At 58.7% G+C, this 20,286-nt stretch carries 22 protein-coding genes and 2 tRNA genes; all 24 read right to left on the reverse strand.

The window, feature by feature from the left end; genetic code table 11:
* Positions 1-85 precede the first annotated feature (85 nt).
* The 24 genes from ribD to lon all read right to left on the reverse strand — a co-directional run bounded on the left by ribD (position 86) and on the right by lon (position 20,124).
* The gene (ribD, locus tag ACUUL3_RS07540; RefSeq protein WP_448556043.1) at positions 86-1,198 is read right to left on the reverse strand and encodes a bifunctional diaminohydroxyphosphoribosylaminopyrimidine deaminase/5-amino-6-(5-phosphoribosylamino)uracil reductase RibD; all 1,113 of its coding nucleotides are present in this window, start codon (positions 1,196-1,198) and stop codon (positions 86-88) included.
* Positions 1,195-1,665, reverse strand: a complete 471-nt coding sequence (nrdR, locus tag ACUUL3_RS07545; RefSeq protein WP_448556452.1) for a transcriptional regulator NrdR — start codon at positions 1,663-1,665, stop codon at positions 1,195-1,197. The genes ribD and nrdR overlap by 4 nt, the downstream gene beginning before the upstream one ends.
* A gap of 52 nt (positions 1,666-1,717) precedes the next feature.
* Complete coding sequence (locus tag ACUUL3_RS07550) at positions 1,718-2,167, reverse strand: deoxycytidylate deaminase (RefSeq protein ID WP_448556045.1); 450 nt, start codon at positions 2,165-2,167, stop codon at positions 1,718-1,720.
* 5 nt (positions 2,168-2,172) lie between these two features.
* Complete coding sequence (locus ACUUL3_RS07555) at positions 2,173-3,429, reverse strand: serine hydroxymethyltransferase (protein WP_448556047.1); 1,257 nt, start codon at positions 3,427-3,429, stop codon at positions 2,173-2,175.
* Between the two features lie 128 nt (positions 3,430-3,557).
* Positions 3,558-3,980 carry a ribose 5-phosphate isomerase B gene (gene rpiB / locus ACUUL3_RS07560; RefSeq protein ID WP_448556049.1) on the reverse strand — a complete coding sequence of 141 codons (423 nt, stop codon included), beginning with the start codon at positions 3,978-3,980 and terminating at the stop codon, positions 3,558-3,560.
* A 2-nt stretch (positions 3,981-3,982) separates the two neighbouring features.
* The gene (fabF, locus tag ACUUL3_RS07565; RefSeq protein WP_448556050.1) at positions 3,983-5,224 is read right to left on the reverse strand and encodes a beta-ketoacyl-ACP synthase II; all 1,242 of its coding nucleotides are present in this window, start codon (positions 5,222-5,224) and stop codon (positions 3,983-3,985) included.
* 114 nt (positions 5,225-5,338) lie between these two features.
* Positions 5,339-5,572 (reverse strand): acyl carrier protein, encoded by a 234-nt coding sequence (gene acpP / locus ACUUL3_RS07570; RefSeq protein WP_448556052.1) that lies wholly within the window; start codon positions 5,570-5,572, stop codon positions 5,339-5,341.
* A 61-nt stretch (positions 5,573-5,633) separates the two neighbouring features.
* Positions 5,634-6,377 (reverse strand): 3-oxoacyl-[acyl-carrier-protein] reductase, encoded by a 744-nt coding sequence (gene fabG / locus ACUUL3_RS07575; protein WP_448556054.1) that lies wholly within the window; start codon positions 6,375-6,377, stop codon positions 5,634-5,636.
* Positions 6,374-7,567, reverse strand: a complete 1,194-nt coding sequence (locus tag ACUUL3_RS07580; RefSeq protein ID WP_448556056.1) for an FAD-binding protein — start codon at positions 7,565-7,567, stop codon at positions 6,374-6,376. The genes fabG and ACUUL3_RS07580 overlap by 4 nt, the downstream gene beginning before the upstream one ends.
* A 21-nt stretch (positions 7,568-7,588) precedes the next feature.
* Positions 7,589-8,368 (reverse strand): electron transfer flavoprotein subunit beta/FixA family protein, encoded by a 780-nt coding sequence (locus ACUUL3_RS07585; protein ID WP_448556058.1) that lies wholly within the window; start codon positions 8,366-8,368, stop codon positions 7,589-7,591.
* A complete protein-coding gene (locus ACUUL3_RS07590; RefSeq protein WP_448556059.1) occupies positions 8,368-9,522 on the reverse strand; it encodes an acyl-CoA dehydrogenase family protein in 1,155 nt (384 codons plus the stop codon). Before ACUUL3_RS07590 ends, ACUUL3_RS07585 begins: the two co-directional genes overlap by 1 nt.
* Positions 9,523-9,677: 155 nt before the next feature.
* Positions 9,678-10,655, reverse strand: coding sequence for a beta-ketoacyl-ACP synthase III (locus ACUUL3_RS07595; protein ID WP_448556061.1), 978 nt, complete (start codon positions 10,653-10,655; stop codon positions 9,678-9,680).
* Entirely contained in the window at positions 10,652-11,716 is a 1,065-nt protein-coding gene (plsX, locus tag ACUUL3_RS07600; RefSeq protein WP_448556063.1) for a phosphate acyltransferase PlsX, read from the reverse strand. The genes ACUUL3_RS07595 and plsX overlap by 4 nt, the downstream gene beginning before the upstream one ends.
* 12 nt (positions 11,717-11,728) lie before the next feature.
* Positions 11,729-11,911 (reverse strand): 50S ribosomal protein L32, encoded by a 183-nt coding sequence (gene rpmF / locus ACUUL3_RS07605; protein WP_448556065.1) that lies wholly within the window; start codon positions 11,909-11,911, stop codon positions 11,729-11,731.
* A gap of 96 nt (positions 11,912-12,007) precedes the next feature.
* Complete coding sequence (locus ACUUL3_RS07610; RefSeq protein WP_448556067.1) at positions 12,008-12,520, reverse strand: YceD family protein; 513 nt, start codon at positions 12,518-12,520, stop codon at positions 12,008-12,010.
* A gap of 261 nt (positions 12,521-12,781) precedes the next feature.
* Positions 12,782-13,255, reverse strand: coding sequence for a cyclic nucleotide-binding domain-containing protein (locus tag ACUUL3_RS07615; RefSeq protein ID WP_448556069.1), 474 nt, complete (start codon positions 13,253-13,255; stop codon positions 12,782-12,784).
* A 6-nt stretch (positions 13,256-13,261) separates the two neighbouring features.
* Positions 13,262-13,882, reverse strand: a complete 621-nt coding sequence (locus tag ACUUL3_RS07620) for an MlaC/ttg2D family ABC transporter substrate-binding protein (RefSeq protein WP_448556071.1) — start codon at positions 13,880-13,882, stop codon at positions 13,262-13,264.
* 47 nt (positions 13,883-13,929) lie between these two features.
* Positions 13,930-15,027, reverse strand: coding sequence for an MlaA family lipoprotein (locus ACUUL3_RS07625; protein WP_448556073.1), 1,098 nt, complete (start codon positions 15,025-15,027; stop codon positions 13,930-13,932).
* 169 nt (positions 15,028-15,196) lie between these two features.
* Positions 15,197-15,643, reverse strand: a complete 447-nt coding sequence (gene mlaD, locus ACUUL3_RS07630; protein ID WP_448556075.1) for an outer membrane lipid asymmetry maintenance protein MlaD — start codon at positions 15,641-15,643, stop codon at positions 15,197-15,199.
* Positions 15,644-15,648: 5 nt separating this feature from the next.
* The gene (locus ACUUL3_RS07635) at positions 15,649-16,416 is read right to left on the reverse strand and encodes an ABC transporter ATP-binding protein (protein ID WP_448556077.1); all 768 of its coding nucleotides are present in this window, start codon (positions 16,414-16,416) and stop codon (positions 15,649-15,651) included.
* On the reverse strand, positions 16,413-17,201 hold the full coding sequence (locus ACUUL3_RS07640) for an MlaE family ABC transporter permease (RefSeq protein WP_448556081.1): 789 nt from the start codon (positions 17,199-17,201) through the stop codon (positions 16,413-16,415). Before ACUUL3_RS07640 ends, ACUUL3_RS07635 begins: the two co-directional genes overlap by 4 nt.
* Before the next feature lie 235 nt (positions 17,202-17,436).
* Positions 17,437-17,513, reverse strand: a tRNA-Asp gene (locus tag ACUUL3_RS07645).
* A gap of 5 nt (positions 17,514-17,518) precedes the next feature.
* A tRNA-Val gene (locus ACUUL3_RS07650) sits at positions 17,519-17,594 on the reverse strand.
* A 118-nt stretch (positions 17,595-17,712) separates the two neighbouring features.
* On the reverse strand, positions 17,713-20,124 hold the full coding sequence (gene lon, locus ACUUL3_RS07655; protein ID WP_448556083.1) for an endopeptidase La: 2,412 nt from the start codon (positions 20,122-20,124) through the stop codon (positions 17,713-17,715).
* Positions 20,125-20,286: the final 162 nt, after the last annotated feature.

A 20,286-nucleotide genomic window follows, 5' to 3' on the forward strand; every position in this document is an offset into this window, starting at 1 on the left:
ATCCCAATAAAAGTGCCAGAACAGGTAAGCACGTGCGCGGCCGAAGTCAATGCCGGAACGCCGACGAGCCCATTCCCGCCATATTTCAGTCCCCTGCCGCTTCGGCAACGAGCCCTTCCAGCAGAACATCATCCCCAAATCGCTTCACCCGGGTGGTCTGAAAGCGGGGCGCCGCCTGCACCGAGGCCAAGCCCAGGGCATCGAGAAGCGGGACCCCGTCCGCCCCGAGAAAACAGGGGGCGATGAACAGGCTCACCGCATCAACGAGCCCGGCCCGAAGAAAAGCCCCGTGCACCCGACTGCCCCCTTCCACCAAAACGCTGGTGATCTGGGCGCGACCAAGCTCGCAGAGCACGGCGGGCAGATCGAGACGGCCGGTCCTGTCCACCGGGACCGGCTTGACAATCGCTCCGGCCGCGACCAGCGCCGCTGCCCTTGTCGGGTCGACGGCGGGACCGCAAAAGACCCAGGTGGCGGCCGCCGATTCCTGGCGCAGCACCTTCGCCGCCGGCGGCAGTTTGAGAGTCGCGTCCAGGATGATCCGCAACGGGTCCTTGCCCCGCCGACCGGGAATCCTCGTGGTCAGGGAGGGGTCATCGCTTACGGCCGTGCCGCTGCCGATGAGAATGGCATCCACCCTGTCCCGCAACCGGTGCACCTCCCGCCGGGACTGCTCGTTGGTGATCCAGCCGCTCTGGCCGGACGCCACGGCGAGGCGGCCGTCAGCACTGACGCCCGCCTTCATGATCACCCAAGGCAGACCGGTGGTGATATGTTTGATAAAGGGGCGATTCAGCTCCCGGCATTGAGCGGCGAGCACTCCGTGCTCCACCGCAAGCCCGTTGTCGGCAAGCATCTTGCACCCTCCCCCCGCCACCAGCGGATTGGGGTCGAGCATGCCGACCACCACCCGGCGGATGCCGCTGGCCAAAATGGCCTTGGTGCAAGGGGGGGTCCGTCCCGTATGATTGCAGGGCTCCAGGGTCACATAGATGGTGGAGCCTGCGGCCTTTTTACCGGCCGCCGCCAGTGCATGCACCTCGGCATGGGGGGTGCCGGCCTTGCGATGATAGCCCGTGGCGAGCAAGCGGTTGTTTTTAACAATGACCGCGCCGACGCAGGGATTGGGCGAGGTCCGTCCCAGCCCCTTCTTGGCCTCCCTGATGGCCAGGCGCATCCAGGCGAGATCCGTTTTCATGCCTTGAGGTCTTCCGGCCCGCCCAGCATGTCTTTCAACTCGGACATGAACTCGTTTAAGTCCTTGAACTGCCGGTACACCGAGGCAAAGCGCACATAGGCGACGCCGTCGAGTTTTCTGAGGCCGTCCATGACCCGCTCGCCGATGAGCTTCACCGGCACCTCGCGTTCTCCCATATCCTGAAGCTCGCGTTCCAGGGAATCAACAAATTCGTCGATCTGGGCCATGCTCACCGGCCGCTTCTCGCAGGCCTTCTTCAATCCCTCCACCACCTTGTCCCGATCCCAGGACTCCCGGCGGCCATCCTTTTTGATCATCATGGGCATGGTCACTTCCAGCCGCTCGTAGGTGGTGAACCTGCGGTTGCAGGCATCACACATCCGCCGCCGACGGGTGATGGTGTATTCCTTGTTCAGGCGGGAATCAACAACCCGGTTTTCCAGATGACCACAATAGGGGCATTTCATGGCTTCGCCTTCATGATCTGTGCGCAGGGGCATGCCCCTGCCGGTTACAGAATTACCCCAGATGGAGCAGGGGAATCTTGGCTTCATCCATCAGCAAAGCAGAAAGGGTATCAGCGTATCCCTCTTTGTAATAGATCTTCTCGATCCGGGAATTGATCAGCATCTTGCTGCAGATCGAGCAGGGCATGTTGGTGCAGTACAGAGTGGAACCCGCGATGCTGAACCCGTAAAGCGCCGCCTGGATAATGGCATTCTGCTCGGCATGCAACCCCCGGCAGAGTTCATGCCGCTCGCCGGAAGGAATTCCCCGTTGCTCGCGCAGACAACCCACCTCAAGGCAATGGCTCACCTTGGCCGGCGCTCCGTTGTAACCGGTGGCGATGATGCGCTTGTCGCGGACGAGGATGGCACCGACCTTGCGGCGCAGACAGGTGGAGCGCTGCGCCACCAGTTCAGTGATGGACATGAAATACTCATCCCAGGAGGGTCGCGTGTCTGTCATCGCACTTACTCGTCGTCCCGGTCCCGATCGGGGTAAAGGGGAAAGGTATCACAGAGCAGCCGCACTTCAAGGCGGATCCTGCTCAATGCCTCCTTGTCGCTGCGGTTGATAATGGCCCGGTTGATCCAATCGGCGATCTTGACCATCTCCGCCTCCTTGAGGCCGCGGGTGGTCACGGCCGGGGTGCCGATGCGGATGCCGCTGGTGACGAAACGGCTCTGCTGATCAAAGGGGATGGCGTTTTTGTTCACGGTGAGGCCCGCATCTTCAAGTGCCCTCTCCGCTTCCTTGCCGGTGGTTCCCTTGTTGGTGAGATCCACCAGAAGCAGATGGTTGTCGGTGCCGCCGGAAACCAGGCGGAATCCGTGGCCGATGAGCGCTTCCCCGAGCTTCTGCGCGTTTTTCACGACCTGGGCCTGATCCTTTTTGAACTTTTCCCCCATGGCTTCCTTGAAGGCCACGGCCTTGGCGGCAATGACATGCACCAGGGGTCCGCCCTGGATGCCGGGAAAAATCTTGCTGTCGAGCTTCTTGCCGAACTCGGCCCTGGCGAGAATCAGACCGCCGCGAGGGCCGCGCAGGGTCTTGTGGGTGGTGGTCGTGACGAAATCGGCATAGGGCACCGGAGAAGGATGGACCCCTGCCGCGACCAGGCCGGCAATGTGCGCCATGTCCACCATGAAGAGGGCGCCGATCTTGTCGGCGATCTTCCGGAAGGCGGCGAAATCGATGATCCGCGGATAGGCGCTCGCGCCGGCCACGATCATCCTGGGCCGGTGCTCAAGGGCGATCCGCTCCACCTCGGCCATGTCGATCCGCTCGGTTTCCCGGTCCACCCCGTAGGAGACGAACTTGTAGAGCTGGCCGGAAAAATTGACCCCGGCCCCGTGGGTCAGATGACCGCCGTGGGCCAGATCCATGCCCAGCACGGTGTCTCCCGGTTCCAGACAGGCGAAATAGACCGCCATATTGGCCTGGCTGCCGGAGTGGGGCTGAACATTGGCGTACTCGGCGCCAAAAATCTTCAGAGCCCGCTCAATGGCCAGGGATTCGATCTCGTCGGCATACTCGCAGCCGCCGTAGTAACGGCGATGGGGATACCCTTCGGCATACTTGTTGGTGAAGATGGAGCCCTGCGCCTCCAGCACCGCTTCGCTGACGATATTTTCCGAGGCAATCAGCTCGAGCTGGTTGCTCTGCCTCTCCAACTCGTACCGTATGGAACGGTACACATCCGGGTCTGTATTCTTGAGATATGACACGTTGCTACCCTGTGGTTAAAAGGAACTCTTGTGAGCCTTAAGAAATAATCGCGGCCGAAAAATTACTCAAGGTAATTCCGGCCGCAGAAAAACACGTTCTCGGTGCCCGCGGAGGACGGGCCCGGCCATCAGAACATCTGGATCCGCTTCAGATGCCTGCCGCCCGCGAATTCGGTACCGATCCAGGTCCGGACAATTTCCACGGCCAGGCCGGGGCCGACCACCCGAGCGCCCAGGCAGAGGACATTGGCATCGTTGTGCTCCCGGCTCATCCGCGCGGTGAACAGCTCATGGCAAAGAGCGGCGCGGATCCCGTCAAAACGGTTGGCGACCATGGACATGCCGATGCCGGTGCCGCAGATGAGGATACCCCGGTCGGCTACACCGCTCTGCACCCGGGAGCAGACCACCTTGGCAAACTCCGGGTAGTCCACCGACTCGGTGGAATAACAGCCCCGGTCGTCGATCTCCTGGCCCATTTCCTTCAGCACCGCGACAATCTCCTCTTTCAAGGCAATGCCGCCATGGTCACAGCCGATGGCTATCTTCACCGTTATCCCTCGTATCGCTTCATGATCAGAACCGCGTTGGTGCCGCCGAAGCCAAAGGAGTTGGACATGGCGGCCCGGATCTTCATGGCCCGCGCCTTGTTGGGCACGTAATCAAGATCGCATTCCGGTTCGGGGTTTTCCAGGTTCATGGTGGGCGGCGCGATCTGGTGCTTGATGGCCAGGGCGGTGAATACGGACTCGATGCCACCGGCTCCACCAAGCATGTGGCCGGTCATGGATTTTGTCGAGCTGATCGCCAGCTTGTAGGCGTGGGCGCCGAAAACCTTCTTGATGGCCCGGGTCTCCACCACATCGTTGAGCGGGGTCGAGGTGCCGTGCGCGTTGACGTAATCAAGATCCTCAGGCTGCATGCCGGCGTCCTGCAGGGCCATGCGCATGCAGCGCACCGCGCCGTCGCCATCCTCGGGGGGGGCCGCCATGTGGTAGCCGTCGCCGCTTAATCCGTAGCCGACGACCTCGGCATAGATCCTGGCGCCCCGGGCCTGGGCGTGTTCAAGCTCTTCGAGAAGCAACACGCCGGCACCTTCGGAGATGATGAAGCCGTCACGATCCTTGTCAAAGGGGCGGGAGGCCTTTTCCGGGGCGTCGTTCCTGGTGGAGAGCGCCTTCATGGAGTGAAAGCCGCCCACGGCCAGGGGACAGATGACCGACTCGCTGCCGCCGGTGATGGCCACATCGCACTCATTGTTGGCAATGGAGCGGAAGGCCTCGCCCACGGCATGGGTACCGGCGGCGCAGGCCGTGGTCAAACAGAGATTCGGACCCTTGGTGCCGTAGATGATGGAAATCTGGCCCGCGCCCATGTTGGGAATGACCATGGGGATGAAGAAGGGGGTGATCCGCTTGGTTCCCTTTTCCAGGGCGACCTGATGATATTTTTCAATGGTGGGAAGCCCTCCGAGACCGCAGCCCATGATGCTGCCGACCCGGGCCGCATTGGCGTCGGTGATCTGAAAATCGGCATCCCGCAAGGCCTCGCCCGCCGCGGCAACCGCATACTGGACAAAGAGGTCCAGATGCTTGGCCACCTTTTTGTCGATGTGCTCTTCGACCTGAAAGTCCTTGACCTCGGCGGCGATTGTGACTCCGACCTCGCTGGCGTCAAAGCGGGTGATGGGACCGATCCCGCTCTTGCCTTCGCAAAGGCCGCTCCAAGTTTTCTCAACCCCTGTCCCCAGTGGGGTAACCAAGCCGACTCCCGTCACCACTACTCTTCTGCCCACGCTGACCCTCATCATCTGTTTGCAGAGACAGGAAAGCCTTGGCGGGCAAATACCCACCAAGGTCAGTCCTCAAATATTCCCTAGGATTGCCTGTTGCCTAAAAAAAAAACAGAATCAACCGGCAACCTTGTTGATATGGTCGATGGCGTGCTGCACGGTGGTGATCTTCTCGGCCACCTCATCGGCGATCTCGACGTCGAAAGCCTCTTCCATGGCCATGATCAGCTCGACCAGATCCAGGGAGTCAGCGCCCAAATCATCGATGAAAGAAGCGCCCGGCACGACCTTCTCTTTATCCACGCTCAGCTGCTCGGCAATGATATCAATGAGTTTCTCTTGTACAGACATGTTCTCTTCTCCTTCCTAGTTTACGGTAAAAGCCTCTTACCCAAATTCTTCCTACCCGTTATCACATAAACATGCCGCCGTTGACGTGGAGAAATTGTCCAGTCACATAGCGGGCATCGTCAGACGCCAGATAGACGACAGCCCCGGCCACATCCTCGGCCTCGCCGAGAATGCCCATGGGGATCTCGCCTTTGATGGTGTTGGTGATCTCCTCGGAGAGATCCCTGGTCATATCGGTGACGATATAGCCGGGTGCCACCCCGTTGACGGTAACCCCGCGGCTTGCCAGCTCCTTGGCCACGGATTTGGTAAAGCCGACGATGCCGGCCTTGGCCGCCGCATAGTTCGCCTGCCCGGCATTACCGGCAAAACCGATCACCGAGGTGATATTGATGATCCTGCCCCAACGCTGCTTCATCATGGCCCGGCTCACCGCCTTGGTGCAGAGGAAAACGCCCTTGAGGTTGGTATTGAGCACCTCGTCCCACTGCTCCTCCTTCATCTTCATGAGCAGGCCGTCCCGGGTGATACCGGCGTTATTCACCAGGATATCCACCCTGCCCTGCTCCTTGAGAATCTTCTCGAATGCCGCCTCGATTTCCGCGGGGACCGCCACGTTGAACCGGGCCGTTTCCGCGGCGCCGCCCTTGGCGCGGATGGATTCCACGGTCTCTTCGGCCGCGGCAGGATTGCTGACGTAATTGACGATAACCTTGGCGCCCTGCGCGGCCAGGCGCTGACAGATGGCGCGGCCGATGCCACGGCTGCCGCCGGTCACCACCGCTATTTTCCCGGTAAGGCTCATTGGGATTTCCTTTCCTTGAATTTGGCAATCAGCTTGGGGACCACTTCAAAAACATCACCGACAATCCCGTAGGTGGCCACGTTGAAAATCGGCGCATCGGGATCCCGGTTGATGGCAATGATCGTGTCGGCCGACTGCATGCCAACCAGATGCTGGATCGCCCCGGAAATGCCGCAGGCGATATAGATCTTCGGCGCCACGGTCTTGCCGGTCTGCCCGACCTGATGGGGATAGGGGATCCAGCCGCTGTCCACGGCGGCCCTTGAGGCAGCGACAGCACCGCCAAGAAGATCGGCAAGCTCGCGGATCATGGCAAAGCCCTTTTCGTTTTCCAGGCCCCGGCCGCCGGCTACGACAATGTCGGCCTCGGTGAGGTTCACCTTGTCAAGATCCTCCACCACCGAGTCAAGAACCTTGACCCGAGGAGTGAGTTGGCCGGCGGCAAGCGCCACCTGCTCGATCTCGCCCTTGCGGCCCGCGTCCCGGGGCAGCGGTTTCATCACCAGAGGGCGAACCGTGGAGATCTGCGGCCTGGTATGCGGACAGACGATGGTCGCCATGATGTTGCCGCCGAATGCCGGCCTGGTCTGCAGCAGCGCGCCGTCCTCTTCCCGGATCGCCAGATCGGTGCAATCGGCGGTAAGGCCGGTGGCGAGGGTGGTGGCAACCCGGGGAATAAAGGAGCGGCCGATGGCCGTTGCGCCGGCAAGGATGATCTCGGGCTTGTGTTGCCTGGCAAGGCCGCTCAAGGCATTGCCGTAAGCATCATCGGTAAAGGCGGCAAGCGAAGGGTCATCGACGACAAAAACCTTGTCCGCCCCGTGGGCGACCAGCTCTTCCGGCAGGCCGGCGAGCTGATGGCCCAAAAGCACGGCGCTGAGCGCGACGCCCCTTTTCTCCGCCAGCTTGCGGCCGGCGCCGAGCAGCTCAAGGGCCACCGGCGCAAGTCTGCCATGCCGGCATTCCGCATACACCCACACCCCGGACCAGTCGGCAAGATTGCCCTGGGTCGCCTTTTCCTCCCTTTCGATGGAAAGGGCGCCAACCTCGCAGACATCGACACAGCTTCCACACAGGGTGCAGGAATCACCGACAACGGCATGACCGTCTTCAACCTTGATCGCCCCGAAAGTACAGGTGCTTTCACAGACGCCGCAACCAATACAGGCTTCTATATCAATTCGTAACATGGAAAATCCGTTCCTCTGCGTTTACAGTAAGGGAGTCAGCTTTTCATAGAGCTGGGCCACCTGCTCGTCGGCGCTGCCGGCAAGCATGGCCCTTTCCCCTTTCAGTTCCGGGGAAAACACCTTAACCACCTGGGTGGGAGAGCCCTTCAGGCCGAGCTGTTCGGGATCGGCTTCGATATCGCCGGCGTTGAGGACGGTGAGCTGAATGCTCTTGGCCTTCATCTTGCCCTTGAGGGAAGGAATCCGCGGCTCGTTGATCTCTTTTACCACGGTGAAGAGCGCCGGCAGCGGCACCTCAAGAAGATCATAGCCGTCGTCCATCAGGCGTTCCACCTGCATGGCCTTGCCGTCGCATTCCCTGATCTTCCGCACATAGGCGACAAAAGGGATCCGCAACCGTTCGGCCAGGCCAGGTCCCACCTGGGCGGTGTCGCCGTCGATGGCCTGCTTGCCGCAGAGAATAAGATCAAAATCGTCCAGCTTGCGGATGGCCATGGAAAGCGTATAGGTGGTGGCCCAGGTATCGGCGCCGGCAAAAGCGCGGTCGGAGACAAGCACGATCTCGTCCGCTCCGCAGGAAACCGCCTCGCGGAGCATGGCCTCGGCCTGCGGCGGGCCCATGCTGACCACGGTCACCGTGCCGCCGTGCTTTTCCTTGAGGCGGACCGCCTCTTCCAGGGCATGACGATCGTAGGGATTCATAATGGATTGTACGCCGTCCCGGGCCAGGGTGTTGGTCTTCGGGTCCAGGCGGACATCCTTGGCGTCCGGAACCTGTTTCACACAAACGATGATCTTCATTAGGACCTCGTGTACTCCTTGTTGAGTTCCTGTCCGATGACATTGCGCTGAATCTGGTTGGTCCCCTCATATATCTGGAGGATCTTGGCATCCCGCATCATCTTCTCCACCGGGTACTCGCGCATGTAGCCGTAACCGGCCAGCACCTGCACCGCGTCGGTGGCAACCTTCATCGCCATGTCGGTGGCAAAGACCTTGCACATGGAAGAGGCCTTGGACATGTCGTTCTTGTGGGCGTCGATGTGTTTTGCCGACGCGTAGACGAGCGCCCGGGCCGCCTCGACCTGAATGGCCATATCAGCCAGGATATGCTGCACCGCCTGAAAGGAGATGATCGGCTTGCCGAACTGCACCCGCTGCTTGGCATAGGTGACCGCCTCGTCCAGGGCGCCCTGACCGAGACCGACGCCGAGAACGGCGATGCCGGGCCGGGACTGGTCGAGGGTTTTCATGACGGTGATAAAACCCATGCCGACCCGGCCGATGACCCGGTCCTTGGGAATCCGGCAATCCTTGAAAATCAGTTCCCGGGTGGAGGAGCACCGGATGCCCAGCTTCTTCTCCTTGACCCCGTAAGAAAAGCCGGGATCGGTATCCTCGACCACGAACATGGTCGCCCCGCGGGGGCCCTTGCTCTTGTCGGTGATGGCGATGACCGTGTAGATCTGGGCCTCGCCGGCGTTGGTGATCCACTGTTTGGTGCCGTTCAGCACCCAATGATCGCCGTCAAGCACCGCCGTGGTCTGGATGCCGGAGGCATCGCTGCCGGCATTGGCCTCGGTGAGGGCGAAGGCGGCGAGCTTCTCGCCGCTGGCGATACGGGGCATGTATTTCTTCTTCAGCTCGTCGCTGCCGGAGATCAGGATGGGATAGGCGCCCAGGGCGCTGGCGGCGAAGGCGGTGGCCACCCCGGTACACCCGCGGGCGAACTGCTCAAGGGCCAGGGCCATCTCAAAACAGCCGCCGCCAAAGCCCCCATATTCCTCCGGAATGTAAAGACCATAGAGATCAGCCTTGGCAATGGCGTTCAGGATATCTCGGGGATACTCTTCGGTTTCATCCAATTCCGCTCGTTGCGGAACAATCATTTCCTCGGTAATCTGCCGAGCAACGTCAACGATCATCCGCTGCTCTTCGGTCAAGAAATAATCCACTGCTCCCCCTTTCTGTCTCGATCAGATTTTGTTGAAATCACTGCCAAGCGAAACCTGCAAAAAGCTACAACTTCCACCAATTGCGGACAGACCTGCATCTGCCTGAGCCGTCGCATCCTTTCGATTGCCGGGCATTATAGCTTGCCATGTATGAATTACCACCTGATAACCGCGGCTCCCCAGGTGAAACCGCCACCGAAGGTACAGATGAGAAGCAGATCCCCCTGCCGCAGTCGTCCCTCCCGGTTCGCCTCGTCCAGGGCTATCGGGACGGTTGCCGCCGATGTATTACCATATTTGTGCACATTAACATAGAGTTTTTCAAAGGGAAGACCAAGATGATCGGCAAGGCTTTTCAAGATGCGGATATTGGCCTGATGCGGCACAACCAGGGAGATATCGGCGATGGAGAGATTCTCCTTGCGGAGGACGGCCATGATGGCGTCGGCCATGGCCCGGACCGCATACCGGAAAACATCGCGGCCAACCATCTTGATGAAGGGCCCGTCGCTGGCGGCGCTGGGCAAGTCGGGATTCAGGCTCGCCGCGTTGTCCATGTGCAGGAGTTCCCAGAGACGCCCATCGGCATAGAGCTGACTGGCCAGCAATCCCCTTTCCTGGTCGCCGCCGGTCACCACGCAGGCCCCGGCTCCATCGCCGAACAGCACACAGGTATTCCGATCCTGCCAGTTGGTGCGGGCGGAAAGGTTTTCCGCACCGATCACCAGAATTTTCATCTCCGGGTTGTTACGAAGGTACTTGTCCGCGATATCAAGGCTGTAAAGAAAGCCGGAACAGGCGGCGTTGACATCAAGAGCAAAGGCATTGGCCGCGCCCAGCTCCTTCTGCACCAGACAGGCACAGGAGGGCATGGCCTTTTCACAGGAAATCGTGCCGAGCACGATCATATCGATGGCCAGGGCGTTCAGGCCGGCCATTTCCAGCGCCTTTTCCGCCGCCCTGGTGGCCAGCATGGAGGTCTCTTCCCCGCAGGCGGCTATGTGCCGGGTTTTGATGCCGGTCCTGGTGGTGATCCACTCATCCGTGGTATCCACCATCTGCTCCAGCTCCGCGTTGCTGAGAACCCGTTTCGGCAGCGAAGAACCGGTGCCTATGATGACCGCTCGACTCATGCCCCGGCTCCTGCGGAAGAGAGCGCGGCCCCCCCGGCTTCATCCTGCTGGACGACAAGGGCCTGGTCGGCGGAAAGCAGCTCAAGGATGCGATCATTGACCTTATTGCGCGCCATTTCCGCGGCAACCCGGAGGGCATTCTTGATGGCCAGGGCGCTGGAACGGCCGTGACAGACGATGCCGTTTCCCTTCAGACCCAGGAGAGGAGCGCCGCCATACTCGGCATAATCGACCCGTTTTTTAAAGGAGGCAAAGGCGTCTCTGGCCAGAAGATAGCCGAGCTTCGCCTTCATGCTTTTGGAAATCTCGTCGCGCAACATGCCCATCACCGCCTCGGCCAACCCTTCGCTGAGCTTCAGACAGACATTGCCGACAAAACCGTCGCAGACAATGACGTCAACCTCGCCCTGAAAGGTGTCACGGCCTTCCACGTTACCGATATAGTTGAGGGAGCTTTGCTGGAGGAGTTCATGGGTTTTCTTGACCAGGGCGTTGCCCTTGCCTCCCTCCTCGCCGATGCTGAGAAGGCCGACCCTCGGCTTTTGGGTGCCGAACAGGACCTGGGAAAAGGCAGCGGCCATGATGGCGAACTGAAAGAGATGCTGGGCGCGGCAGTCGACATTGGCCCCCACATCCATCATCACGAGGGGCCCCTTCAGCGTCGGATAGATGCCGGCAATGCCCGGACGTGAGATATTCTCCAGCCTGCCGAGCATTTTCACCCCGGCGGCCATGGTTGCCCCGGAGTTGCCGGCACTGACCACGGCGTCGACCTTCCCTTCCCTGTGCAGGGCAAAGGCCCGGACAATGGAAGAATCCTTCTTCTTGCGTATCGCATCGAAGGGGGACTCATCCATGGCAACGACCTGGGAGGTATGAACAAGGTGGAGGCGTTCCGCCGGAAAGGCCCGCGCCGCAAGAATGGCGCTCAAACGCTTCTCGTCACCCAGAAGTGTGATTTCAAGATCAGCAGAGTCGCGCACGGCCATAATTGCCCCGGAAACCATCTCCTCGGGGCCTCGATCGCCGCCCATGGCATCCAGGGCAATATGTAAGGCCATCGCGTAGCTCTATTAATCCTCGTTCAGCTTGATGACCGTACGCCCCTTGTAGGAACCACATCCCGGACAGAGGCGATGCGGGAGCTTGGGCTCGCCGCAGGCCGCGCAGGTGGAAATGGTCGGCCTGCAAAGCGCATCATGGGAGCGACGAATTCTGGTACGACGATGGGAGTGTCTTCTTTTTGGTAAAGCCATTACTTTTCCTCCATTGGAAAGGCTCGATCACAGCCATTGTCTGTAATCGTTTTTTCAAAATTTTTCAATACGTTAAAAGGGGTTACTCCGTTGCTTTCAGTGTTTGAGCTTCGCAAGCACACTGAAAGGAGAGGAACCGGACTCCCGCGAGCAGGCACACTGTTGCGTATTCAGATTCACCCCGCACCCCGGGCAAAGGCCATGGCATTCTTCGTTGCACAGCCTTTTTTCCGGCAGGGCAAGATAGAGTTGCTGGGCCAGAACCGCATAAATATCAATAAGCGGCTCGTCAAGATACACCACATCCATTTCTTCCCGGCTGCACTCGTGCTCTCCGGCAAAGGATTGCTCCTCCCCCGGGGAAAGCAGTTCAAAATCGATCCGGAAACGGGTCTCCAAGGGATAGCTGAACTGTTCAAGACAACGGTCGCACTCAAATAGCAGGGTGAGATTCAAATCCCCTTCCAGAACAACCCGTTCTCCATTCCTGCCGAGAAAAATCGTGGACCGCACCTCGCCCTGCCAGGCAACCTCGGCGGGGAGCCAAGACGTTTCAGGGACATTCAGCCAGAGACCGTCCTCGGGTATCTCATCAAATCTGACCTGCACGGGTCACCTTGCCCTTCTGCCGAAACGCAGAAAAATGGAACCAGTAAATATAAAAAAACACGGCCTGTTGTCAAGCAAATTCACCACAACCTCATCATTTACCGGCGGAAGCGGCTGCCCGGGCTCGGCAACGTCAGAAGGCAGGCCACAGGCCGTGTCGACTTCAGGGGAACGAAAAGAGACCGCGGGCCGAAAGCCGGGGAAGGATCAAAAGGGAGCCTGGCCAAAAGGCCGCGACGGGAAAGGGGTTTATAACAAAGGTCACAGCAGTCGGGACAGCCGGTCGCTGGCCTTGCGCAACCGATAGCCCATCACATGGATGATGCGGCGAAGCAGGGCGAGGCCAAGGGAGGGATTTTCCCTGGCCAACTTCTCCACCCCCTGACAGGAAAGCATCAGGAGCTGACTCATTTCCGTGGCCACCACCGTCGCGTTCCTGCGGCCGCACTCCACCACGGATACCTCGCCGACCATGCTGCCCCGCTCCAGGACGGCCATGAGGACGAATTTGCCGGGAAAAGTCGTTTCCTTCTTCACCGCCAACTTGCCGGAGACCAGAAAGCCCATGCTGTCTCCGACATCACCTTCCCGCATCAGAACCTCCCCGGCCCGACAGGACCGGGGCTCAAGGTAGGCGGCGAGCGCCTCGATCTCCGCAGGAGAGAGAAAGGAGAAAATATCGTTCAGTTCGGCCGCGGTGTACATTCCGAACAGTCTGACTTCGGCAGCATTCATCTGTTCTTATTCCGCCTGGTTTTTACTGACCTTCTCTTCCAGACGCACGAGGAGGCCTGCAAAATTTTCCTTGTTCAGGATGCTGGCGAACTGGGTGCGATAGTTGTTCACCAGACTCACCCCTTCCACCTCCACATCGTACACCATCCAACGATCGTTGCTGTTCTTCAGCTTGTAGTTGACGGGCGTCTCCACGTTATTGCGCACCAGATCGCTGTACACGATGGCTTTGTCACCCTGCACCGCATGTTTTTTAAAAACAACCCGTTCTCCGGAATAGGTTTCGATCTTGGTGATATAGGTATTTTCCAGCAGCTTGGTAAACAGGTGCACAAACCGGTCCTGCTCCTCGGCGGAGCGCTCCTTCCAGTGCTTGGCCAGAGTTCGCATGGACATTTCCCGGAAATCAAATTTTTTCTCGACAATGCGCACCACCCTTGCCCGCCGTTCCTGCTTCAGTTCCGGCCCGGCAAGTTTTTCATCCTGCAGGATGGCAATGATTTCATCGACCGCATCCTTGACAAAAACAACAGGATCCGTAGCCGCGGCGCAGGAAGAACCGCTGACCACCGCCTGGAAGCCGAGTATAAAAAACAACAGCAAGGAAAACCGTTTCATGTAGCCCATCCTAAACTCCATACCATATCTTGGCCAAGACGTTCCTGGCCCAAAAACTATTTCAGCAGTCGGGCTTCGGAAAACCCGGCCGCGCAGAGTACTTGCTCTTCCGCCTTTGCCAGGGAAAACTCCGCGCCCACCGGTACCTGCACCCCATAGTATTTATAATCACCACGATCGTACACCTTGATCACGGCCCGGCGCCCCATGGCGAGCAGCTGTTGCTGCAGCAGGAGCGCCTGGTCCGGGTCAACGGAAGTTCCGACCTGCACGAAAAAGGGATCGGCAAAGGCGGAATCCGTTGCCTCGCCGCCCGCCCCCCGCTCGGGGAGCCTCCCGGCATAAACGCCCTCCCGGGCAACCGGCAGATTCGAGTATACCGAATCCTTGCCCATCACCGCATCGCGAATCTTCTTCAACCGGTACTGACGGTAGGCGTCCCGCAGGGCGATATAGGGATCAAGAGCGGACTCCTTGAAATCCTCATAATCGCCAGTGGTCAGGGAGGTGTTGTTGACTTCGCGCCCCGCCTGGGCGGCCAAGCCCGCGCCAGTATCGGAAGCGGCCAGGTAGGTGAGGGGATTCAGGAAGGCGTCACCCACCAGGCCGAGGGTATCCCGGACATTTGAGGGTCCGAAGACGGGCCAGCAGATATAAATACCTTCCCCCATCCCATATACGCCCAAGGTCTGCCCCAGATCCTCATCCCGGGGAGCCAGGCCGAACTCACGCTTGGCAGGGTCTCCGAAGCCCGCGACCCCCAGGGTGCTGTTGATCACGAAACGCGCCACCTCAATGCCGCTGTCTTTCACCTTGCCCTGCAGCAAATTATTGACAACCCTGACCGGGGTAAGCAGGTTGTGAAAGAAGTCACGGACGGATATCCGCACATCATCGGCCAAAAAATAAGCATACCCCTGGGCGGCCGGCTTGAGCACCCAGAAATAGAGCTTGTCGTTAAAGTGAAAAAACACCCTGTTAACCGGCTCCAGAGGGTCGGAGGCCATGGACATGGGCTGCTCTTCCCCAAAGGCGGGTTCGTCGGCAAAGGACGCCTCATCCTCCTGCGCCGCGGCCAGAGAGCCAAGGGAAAGGAACAGAGCGCAACAGACGGTCATCAGCATTTTTTGCAGGAGATGCTTGGTCAACTTCATAACAGTTTCTGCGCCTCACTGAGGGTAAACGGCACCGGGCCGCGCTGGAAAGATTCCTCCTTCCTCGCGGACATGACTCTGATCAGATTTCAATAATGCCCTATTTGATAATTTTTTTCAAAAAGATTTAAGGGGAAAGTTAACCTTGAAAACACCCGGGAGAACCGAATCAGACATCGCCGAATATATACTTGCTCACCAGTTCCTCCAGGTCCACGGCGGACTCGGTTTCCGTGATCATCCCCCCATCCTGGAGAATATCCTCGGAGCCTCCCTGGGTGATCTTGACATACTTGTCGCCGATAATGCCCTGGGTCTTGATGGAAGCCACGGCATCATCGGTGATTTTCACCCCGTCATTGATCAAAAAAAAGACCGTGGCCTGATCGTTCTCTCCCAGGGCGATCTGGGAAACCTTGCCGACGCTCACCCCGGCCACTTCAACGACCGCACCCCGCTTCAGCCCGGAAACATTGCCGAAATTCGCCTGCACCGTGTAGGTCTTCTCCATGGCAAACACGGAAAATTCCCCCAACTGAAGGGACAGGTAGACAAAACAGAGGAATCCCGTCAGCACGAAAGCGCCGACAACCAAGTCGATATTTATCTTTTTCATAATCTTTATTCCAACTCCCTGCTTAAATAAACATTCCCCATGGTGCTCCGCACAAAAGCCTGGATCTCGGGAATTTCACTTTGCTGAATATCTTCAGGGCTGGCAAAGGCGTTGAACTTTCCCTTGTTGACAAGGATTACCTGATCAGCCAGATTGAAAATTTTCGGAATATCGTGGCTTACAATTATCGAGGTATAGCCGAACTGCTTCTGGGTTTCCATGAACAGTCTGTATATTTCGAGGGATTTCTCCGGATCAAGTCCGGTGGTCGGTTCGTCAAAAAGCATGATTTCCGGGTGCAGCATCAGGGCCCTGGCCAAACCGACCCTCTTCTTCATGCCGCCGCTCAACTGGGCGGGGAATTTTTCTTCATGGCCCTTCAGGCCCAGCTGCGCGAGGGTGGTGAGCACCCTGGTCCGCATCTCGACCCGGCTCAATTTGGTCCGCTCCTCAAGCGGCAGGGCGACGTTGTCAAAAACGTTCAAAGAGTCAAGGAGAGCCCCGCCCTGGAAAAGAACCCCGAATTTTGTCCGCACCCGGTTCAGGTCCCTGGCCCGCATCCGGGAGATATCCTCGCCGTCCACGTAGATCTGCCCGGAATCCGGCTTGAGCAGACCGAGAATGAGCTTCAAGGTCACGCTCTTCCCCTGGCCGCTGGGGCCGGCGATGACGGTGGTCTTGCCGGCATGGACGGCAAGGCTCACGCCGTTGAGCACGGTCTGGCTGCCGAACGATTTATAAACATCCCTGAATTCGATGATTGCCGCACTCATAACATGATCGCCGTAATCAGATAATCCCAGATGAGGATGGCGATTGAGGATAATACAACCGCCTGGGTCGTGACCCTGCTCACCCCTTCGGCGCCAAAACCGGCACCGCGGATGTTGTGGACGAAAAAACCCCTTCCGGTGCAGATCCAGACGACGAGCAGGGCAAAGACAAAGGACTTCACGATGCCCATGTTGATATCCTGATTGACAACGCTCTGCTCCATGCCGGCAAAATAGGCGCCTGGATTGACACCCAGCAAACCGCAGCCGGCCAGGTACCCTCCGAAAATGCCCACCACGTTGAAAATAAGGGTGAGGAGCGGGATGGAAATCAGAGTGGCGAGAAATTTGGGGGTGATGAGATAGCGGAAGGGATCAATGGCCATGCACTCCAGGGCATCAATCTGCTCGGAATTGCGCATGATGCCGATTTCGGCGCACATGGCGGAGCCGGCCCGCCCGGTGACCATAAGGGCGGTGAGCACCGGCCCGAGTTCACGGATGAGAGAAAGGGCGACCGCCGAACCAAGCGCCCCTTCGGATCCAAACTTCCGAAGGGTGTAATAACCCTGCAGGCCAAGCACCATGCCGGTAAATGCGGCGGTGAAGAAGATGACCCAAAAGGAATCGGCGCCAATGAGGCGTACCTGTCGGACCATGGCGGAGAAGCGAAAAGGCCGTTTGAACCCTCCTGCCACGCCCATGGCGAGAAAAGTCCCCATTCTCCCCAGATCCTGCAGGGAGTAGAGGGTATTGTTTCCTATCTTTTCAAGGTACCGAGTCATAGCCGTTGCAGAAAATCCCGTTCAACCCTCAGGAAAAGGTGGTTCTTCATTTCCAGACAAACCGACAGCCCAGACAACCATGGCCCAGCGGCTCCGTTCCACCCAAATCTGATCAATCTACCCATTACCCATGAAGCATGTCAAGGGATTGCGGCATAAAATATCCATTTGCCATCAAGCCCGGAAAACCGAAAAAAAAAAGGATCAGGCCTGACGGCTGATCCTTTAATTTTCTTGGCGGAGTGGACGGGGCTCGAACCCGCGACCCCCGGCGTGACAGGCCGGTATTCTAACCAACTGAACTACCACTCCCGATGTGGTGGGCGAAACAGGGATCGAACCTGTGACCCTCGGCTTGTAAGGCCGATGCTCTCCCAGCTGAGCTATTCGCCCACATGAAGTGTGGCAACATATACCCTTGACGGCCATGATTCGTCAAGCAAAAAACTCATCCCCTCCTAAAAAATAAAACCCCACGGAAGGGCAGGAACAAGGGGTTGCGAACATGCCGCTAATGGGCCACGTTGCCTGCGGAGAGCAGCCCTTCAACGCCAAGATTCTCAATGGGAATGTCCCTGAAAAGCAGCTCCCCCTCCTTGAGCACCAAGGCCTTTTTCAAAACCTCATCCACATGCTCCACCAATTCCACGGTGAGATCCTTGAGGATTTTGGCGGGAATCTCGTGCAGGTCGCGCTCGTTTTCCTTGGGAATCAGCACATGCTTGATGTTCCCCCGCCGGGCGGCAAGGAGCTTTTCGGTCAAGCCGCCGATGGGCAGCACCCTGCCCCGGAGGGTGATTTCGCCGGTCATGGCGATGTCGCGGCGCACCGGAATCTTCAACAGCGCGGAAACCATGGAGGTTGCCATGGTGATGCCGGCCGAAGGACCATCCTTGGGTATCGCCCCCTCCGGCACATGGATATGGATATCGAGCTTCTGATAAAAGTCAGGCAACAGGCCAAGCTGGAGGGCCCGGGTCCGCACATAGCTCAGAGCGGCCTGCGCCGACTCCTGCATCACATCGCCCAGCTTGCCGGTCACGGTGAGATTTCCCTTGCCCGGCATCAGGGCGGTCTCTATCTGCAGGAGTTCGCCTCCCACCTCGGTCCAGGCGAGACCGGTGGTAAGACCCACCTTGTCCTTTTCCTCGGCGGAGCCGAAACGGTACCTGGGCGCGCCAAGGTATTTGGCAATGCCGGCCTCATTGACCCGATACCGTTTGCTGCTCTTCTTCTTGAGGCGATCTCTGGCAATCTTCCGGCAGATGGAAGCAATATTGCGTTCGAGGTTTCTCACCCCCGCCTCCCGGGTGTAACGACGCACCACCTCAAGAACGGCGCTGTCCGTAAAAAGAATATCCCCGGCGGCGAAACCGTTTGCCGCAAGCTGTTTGGGAACCAGGAAACCCTGGGCGATGCTGAGCTTGTCCTCTTCCGTATAGCCGTTGAGCTTGATCACCTCCATGCGATCCTGCAGGGGCGCCGGAATTGAATGCAGGGTATTCGCGGTGGTGACGAAGAACACATCCGAGAGGTCATAGTCGAGATCGAGATAATGATCATTGAATGAATTGTTCTGCTCCGGGTCCAGAACCTCAAGAAGAGCCGCGGATGGATCGCCACGGAAATCCATGCTCATCTTGTCGACCTCGTCGAGGCAGATGACCGGGTTGACCACCTTGGCCTTCTGCATGGACTGGATGATCTTTCCGGGCATGGCGCCGATATAGGTACGCCGGTGCCCGCGGATTTCCGCCTCATCGCGGACACCGCCAAGGGAGAGACGAACGAACCTGCGGCCCATGGCCCTGGCCACGGATTTGCAGAGGGAGGTTTTCCCCACCCCCGGCGGCCCGACCAGGCAGAGGATCGGCCCCTTGATCTTCTCCACCTGCGCCTGGACGGCGAGGTATTCCAGGATGCGCTCCTTGGGTTTCATAAGCCCGTAGTGGTCCTGTTCCAGGATATCCTCGGCCTGGCTGATGTCGATCTTTTCTTCCGTCTTTTCCCGCCAGGGAAGGCTTAAGATGCAGTCGATGTAGTTTCGCACCACGGTCGCTTCCGCCGACATGGCCGGCATCATCTTCAGCTTCTTAAACTCCTGCTCAAGCTTGGCGCGGGCTGTCTCGGGCAACTTTTTCTCCCGGATGGCCTTTTCGAGATCATCGGCCTCGGTGGAGCCGTCCTCGGAGGTACCCATCTCCTTCTGGATGGCGCGGATCTGCTCGGCAAGATAGTAATCCTTCTGGGTCTTATCGATTTTTTTCTTGACCCTGGCCCGAATGGTTTCTTCAAGCTCGGCGATCTCAATTTCCTTATGGATGAGGGCGAGCACCTGCTCCAGACGATCCACCACGACAAAGGATTCGAGAACCCTCTGTTTCTCCTCCACGCTCAAGGGGAGGTGCGCGGCCAGCACATCGACGAACTTTGCCGGGCTTTCTATGCGCGCCAGGGATTTGACAACCTCGCCGGGCACCTTTTTGTTGTACTTGATATACTCCTTGAAGCTTGCCTGAATCTGCCGGACAAAGGCAACGGCTTCGGCGCCGCCGGCATCCTTGAATTCCTCTTCCTCCACCTGCACGACGAAGTAGTCGGGGCTGGGCAGATGCCGAACGATCCGCGCCCTTCTCTTTCCCTCAACCAGGGCCTTGATCGTGCCGTCAGGCAGGCGGAGCAGCTGCATGACCGTGGCCACCGTGCCGACAGCATGCACACTCTCCTCGCTGGGATCGTCCTCGGAGGCATCTTTCTGGGCGGAAAGAAAAATCTCGGAGCGTTTGGCCATGGCCTCTTCCAGGGCCTTGATGGAACGCTCCCGCCCGACAACCAGGGGGGCGACCATATACGGGAAGACGACGATGTCCCGCAACGGCATCATGGGAAAGGTGTTTTTCTGCTCGGAGTGGTATTCAGCCATAATTTTCCAAAAAACCTTTACGGATTAGCGGACCGGGGCGGAAACCGTTTTTCCATCGGTCTGCGATTGATGCCGCGAAGCATCGTCAGTTTTGCCCGCCGTCATGCGGCCCGGGAAACGGCAAACCGACATGCTGCTTTCGGTGCGGCAAAGGCCGGGGAA

The organism is Thiovibrio sp. JS02 (assembly GCF_053485635.1).

Excerpts from the sequence above, each read along its gene's own strand:
- ACUUL3_RS07595 (WP_448556061.1), bottom strand. The coding sequence starts at position 10,655 with ATGAGTCGAGCGGTCATCATAGGCACCGGTTCTTCGCTGCCGAAACGG.
- ACUUL3_RS07580 (WP_448556056.1), bottom strand. The coding sequence starts at position 7,567 with ATGTTACGAATTGATATAGAAGCCTGTATTGGTTGCGGCGTCTGTGAA.
- ACUUL3_RS07620 (WP_448556071.1), bottom strand. The coding sequence starts at position 13,882 with ATGGGCTACATGAAACGGTTTTCCTTGCTGTTGTTTTTTATACTCGGC.
- ACUUL3_RS07625 (WP_448556073.1), bottom strand. The coding sequence starts at position 15,027 with ATGAAGTTGACCAAGCATCTCCTGCAAAAAATGCTGATGACCGTCTGT.
- fabG (WP_448556054.1), bottom strand. The coding sequence starts at position 6,377 with ATGAGCCTTACCGGGAAAATAGCGGTGGTGACCGGCGGCAGCCGTGGC.
- nrdR (WP_448556452.1), bottom strand. The coding sequence starts at position 1,665 with ATGAAATGCCCCTATTGTGGTCATCTGGAAAACCGGGTTGTTGATTCC.
- ribD (WP_448556043.1), bottom strand. The coding sequence starts at position 1,198 with ATGAAAACGGATCTCGCCTGGATGCGCCTGGCCATCAGGGAGGCCAAG.
- mlaD (WP_448556075.1), bottom strand. The coding sequence starts at position 15,643 with ATGAAAAAGATAAATATCGACTTGGTTGTCGGCGCTTTCGTGCTGACG.
- rpmF (WP_448556065.1), bottom strand. The coding sequence starts at position 11,911 with ATGGCTTTACCAAAAAGAAGACACTCCCATCGTCGTACCAGAATTCGT.
- ACUUL3_RS07615 (WP_448556069.1), bottom strand. The coding sequence starts at position 13,255 with ATGAATGCTGCCGAAGTCAGACTGTTCGGAATGTACACCGCGGCCGAA.
- ACUUL3_RS07635 (WP_448556077.1), bottom strand. The coding sequence starts at position 16,416 with ATGAGTGCGGCAATCATCGAATTCAGGGATGTTTATAAATCGTTCGGC.
- ACUUL3_RS07585 (WP_448556058.1), bottom strand. The coding sequence starts at position 8,368 with ATGAAGATCATCGTTTGTGTGAAACAGGTTCCGGACGCCAAGGATGTC.
- ACUUL3_RS07640 (WP_448556081.1), bottom strand. The coding sequence starts at position 17,201 with ATGACTCGGTACCTTGAAAAGATAGGAAACAATACCCTCTACTCCCTG.
- lon (WP_448556083.1), bottom strand. The coding sequence starts at position 20,124 with ATGGCTGAATACCACTCCGAGCAGAAAAACACCTTTCCCATGATGCCG.
- ACUUL3_RS07550 (WP_448556045.1), bottom strand. The coding sequence starts at position 2,167 with ATGACAGACACGCGACCCTCCTGGGATGAGTATTTCATGTCCATCACT.
- acpP (WP_448556052.1), bottom strand. The coding sequence starts at position 5,572 with ATGTCTGTACAAGAGAAACTCATTGATATCATTGCCGAGCAGCTGAGC.
- plsX (WP_448556063.1), bottom strand. The coding sequence starts at position 11,716 with ATGGCCTTACATATTGCCCTGGATGCCATGGGCGGCGATCGAGGCCCC.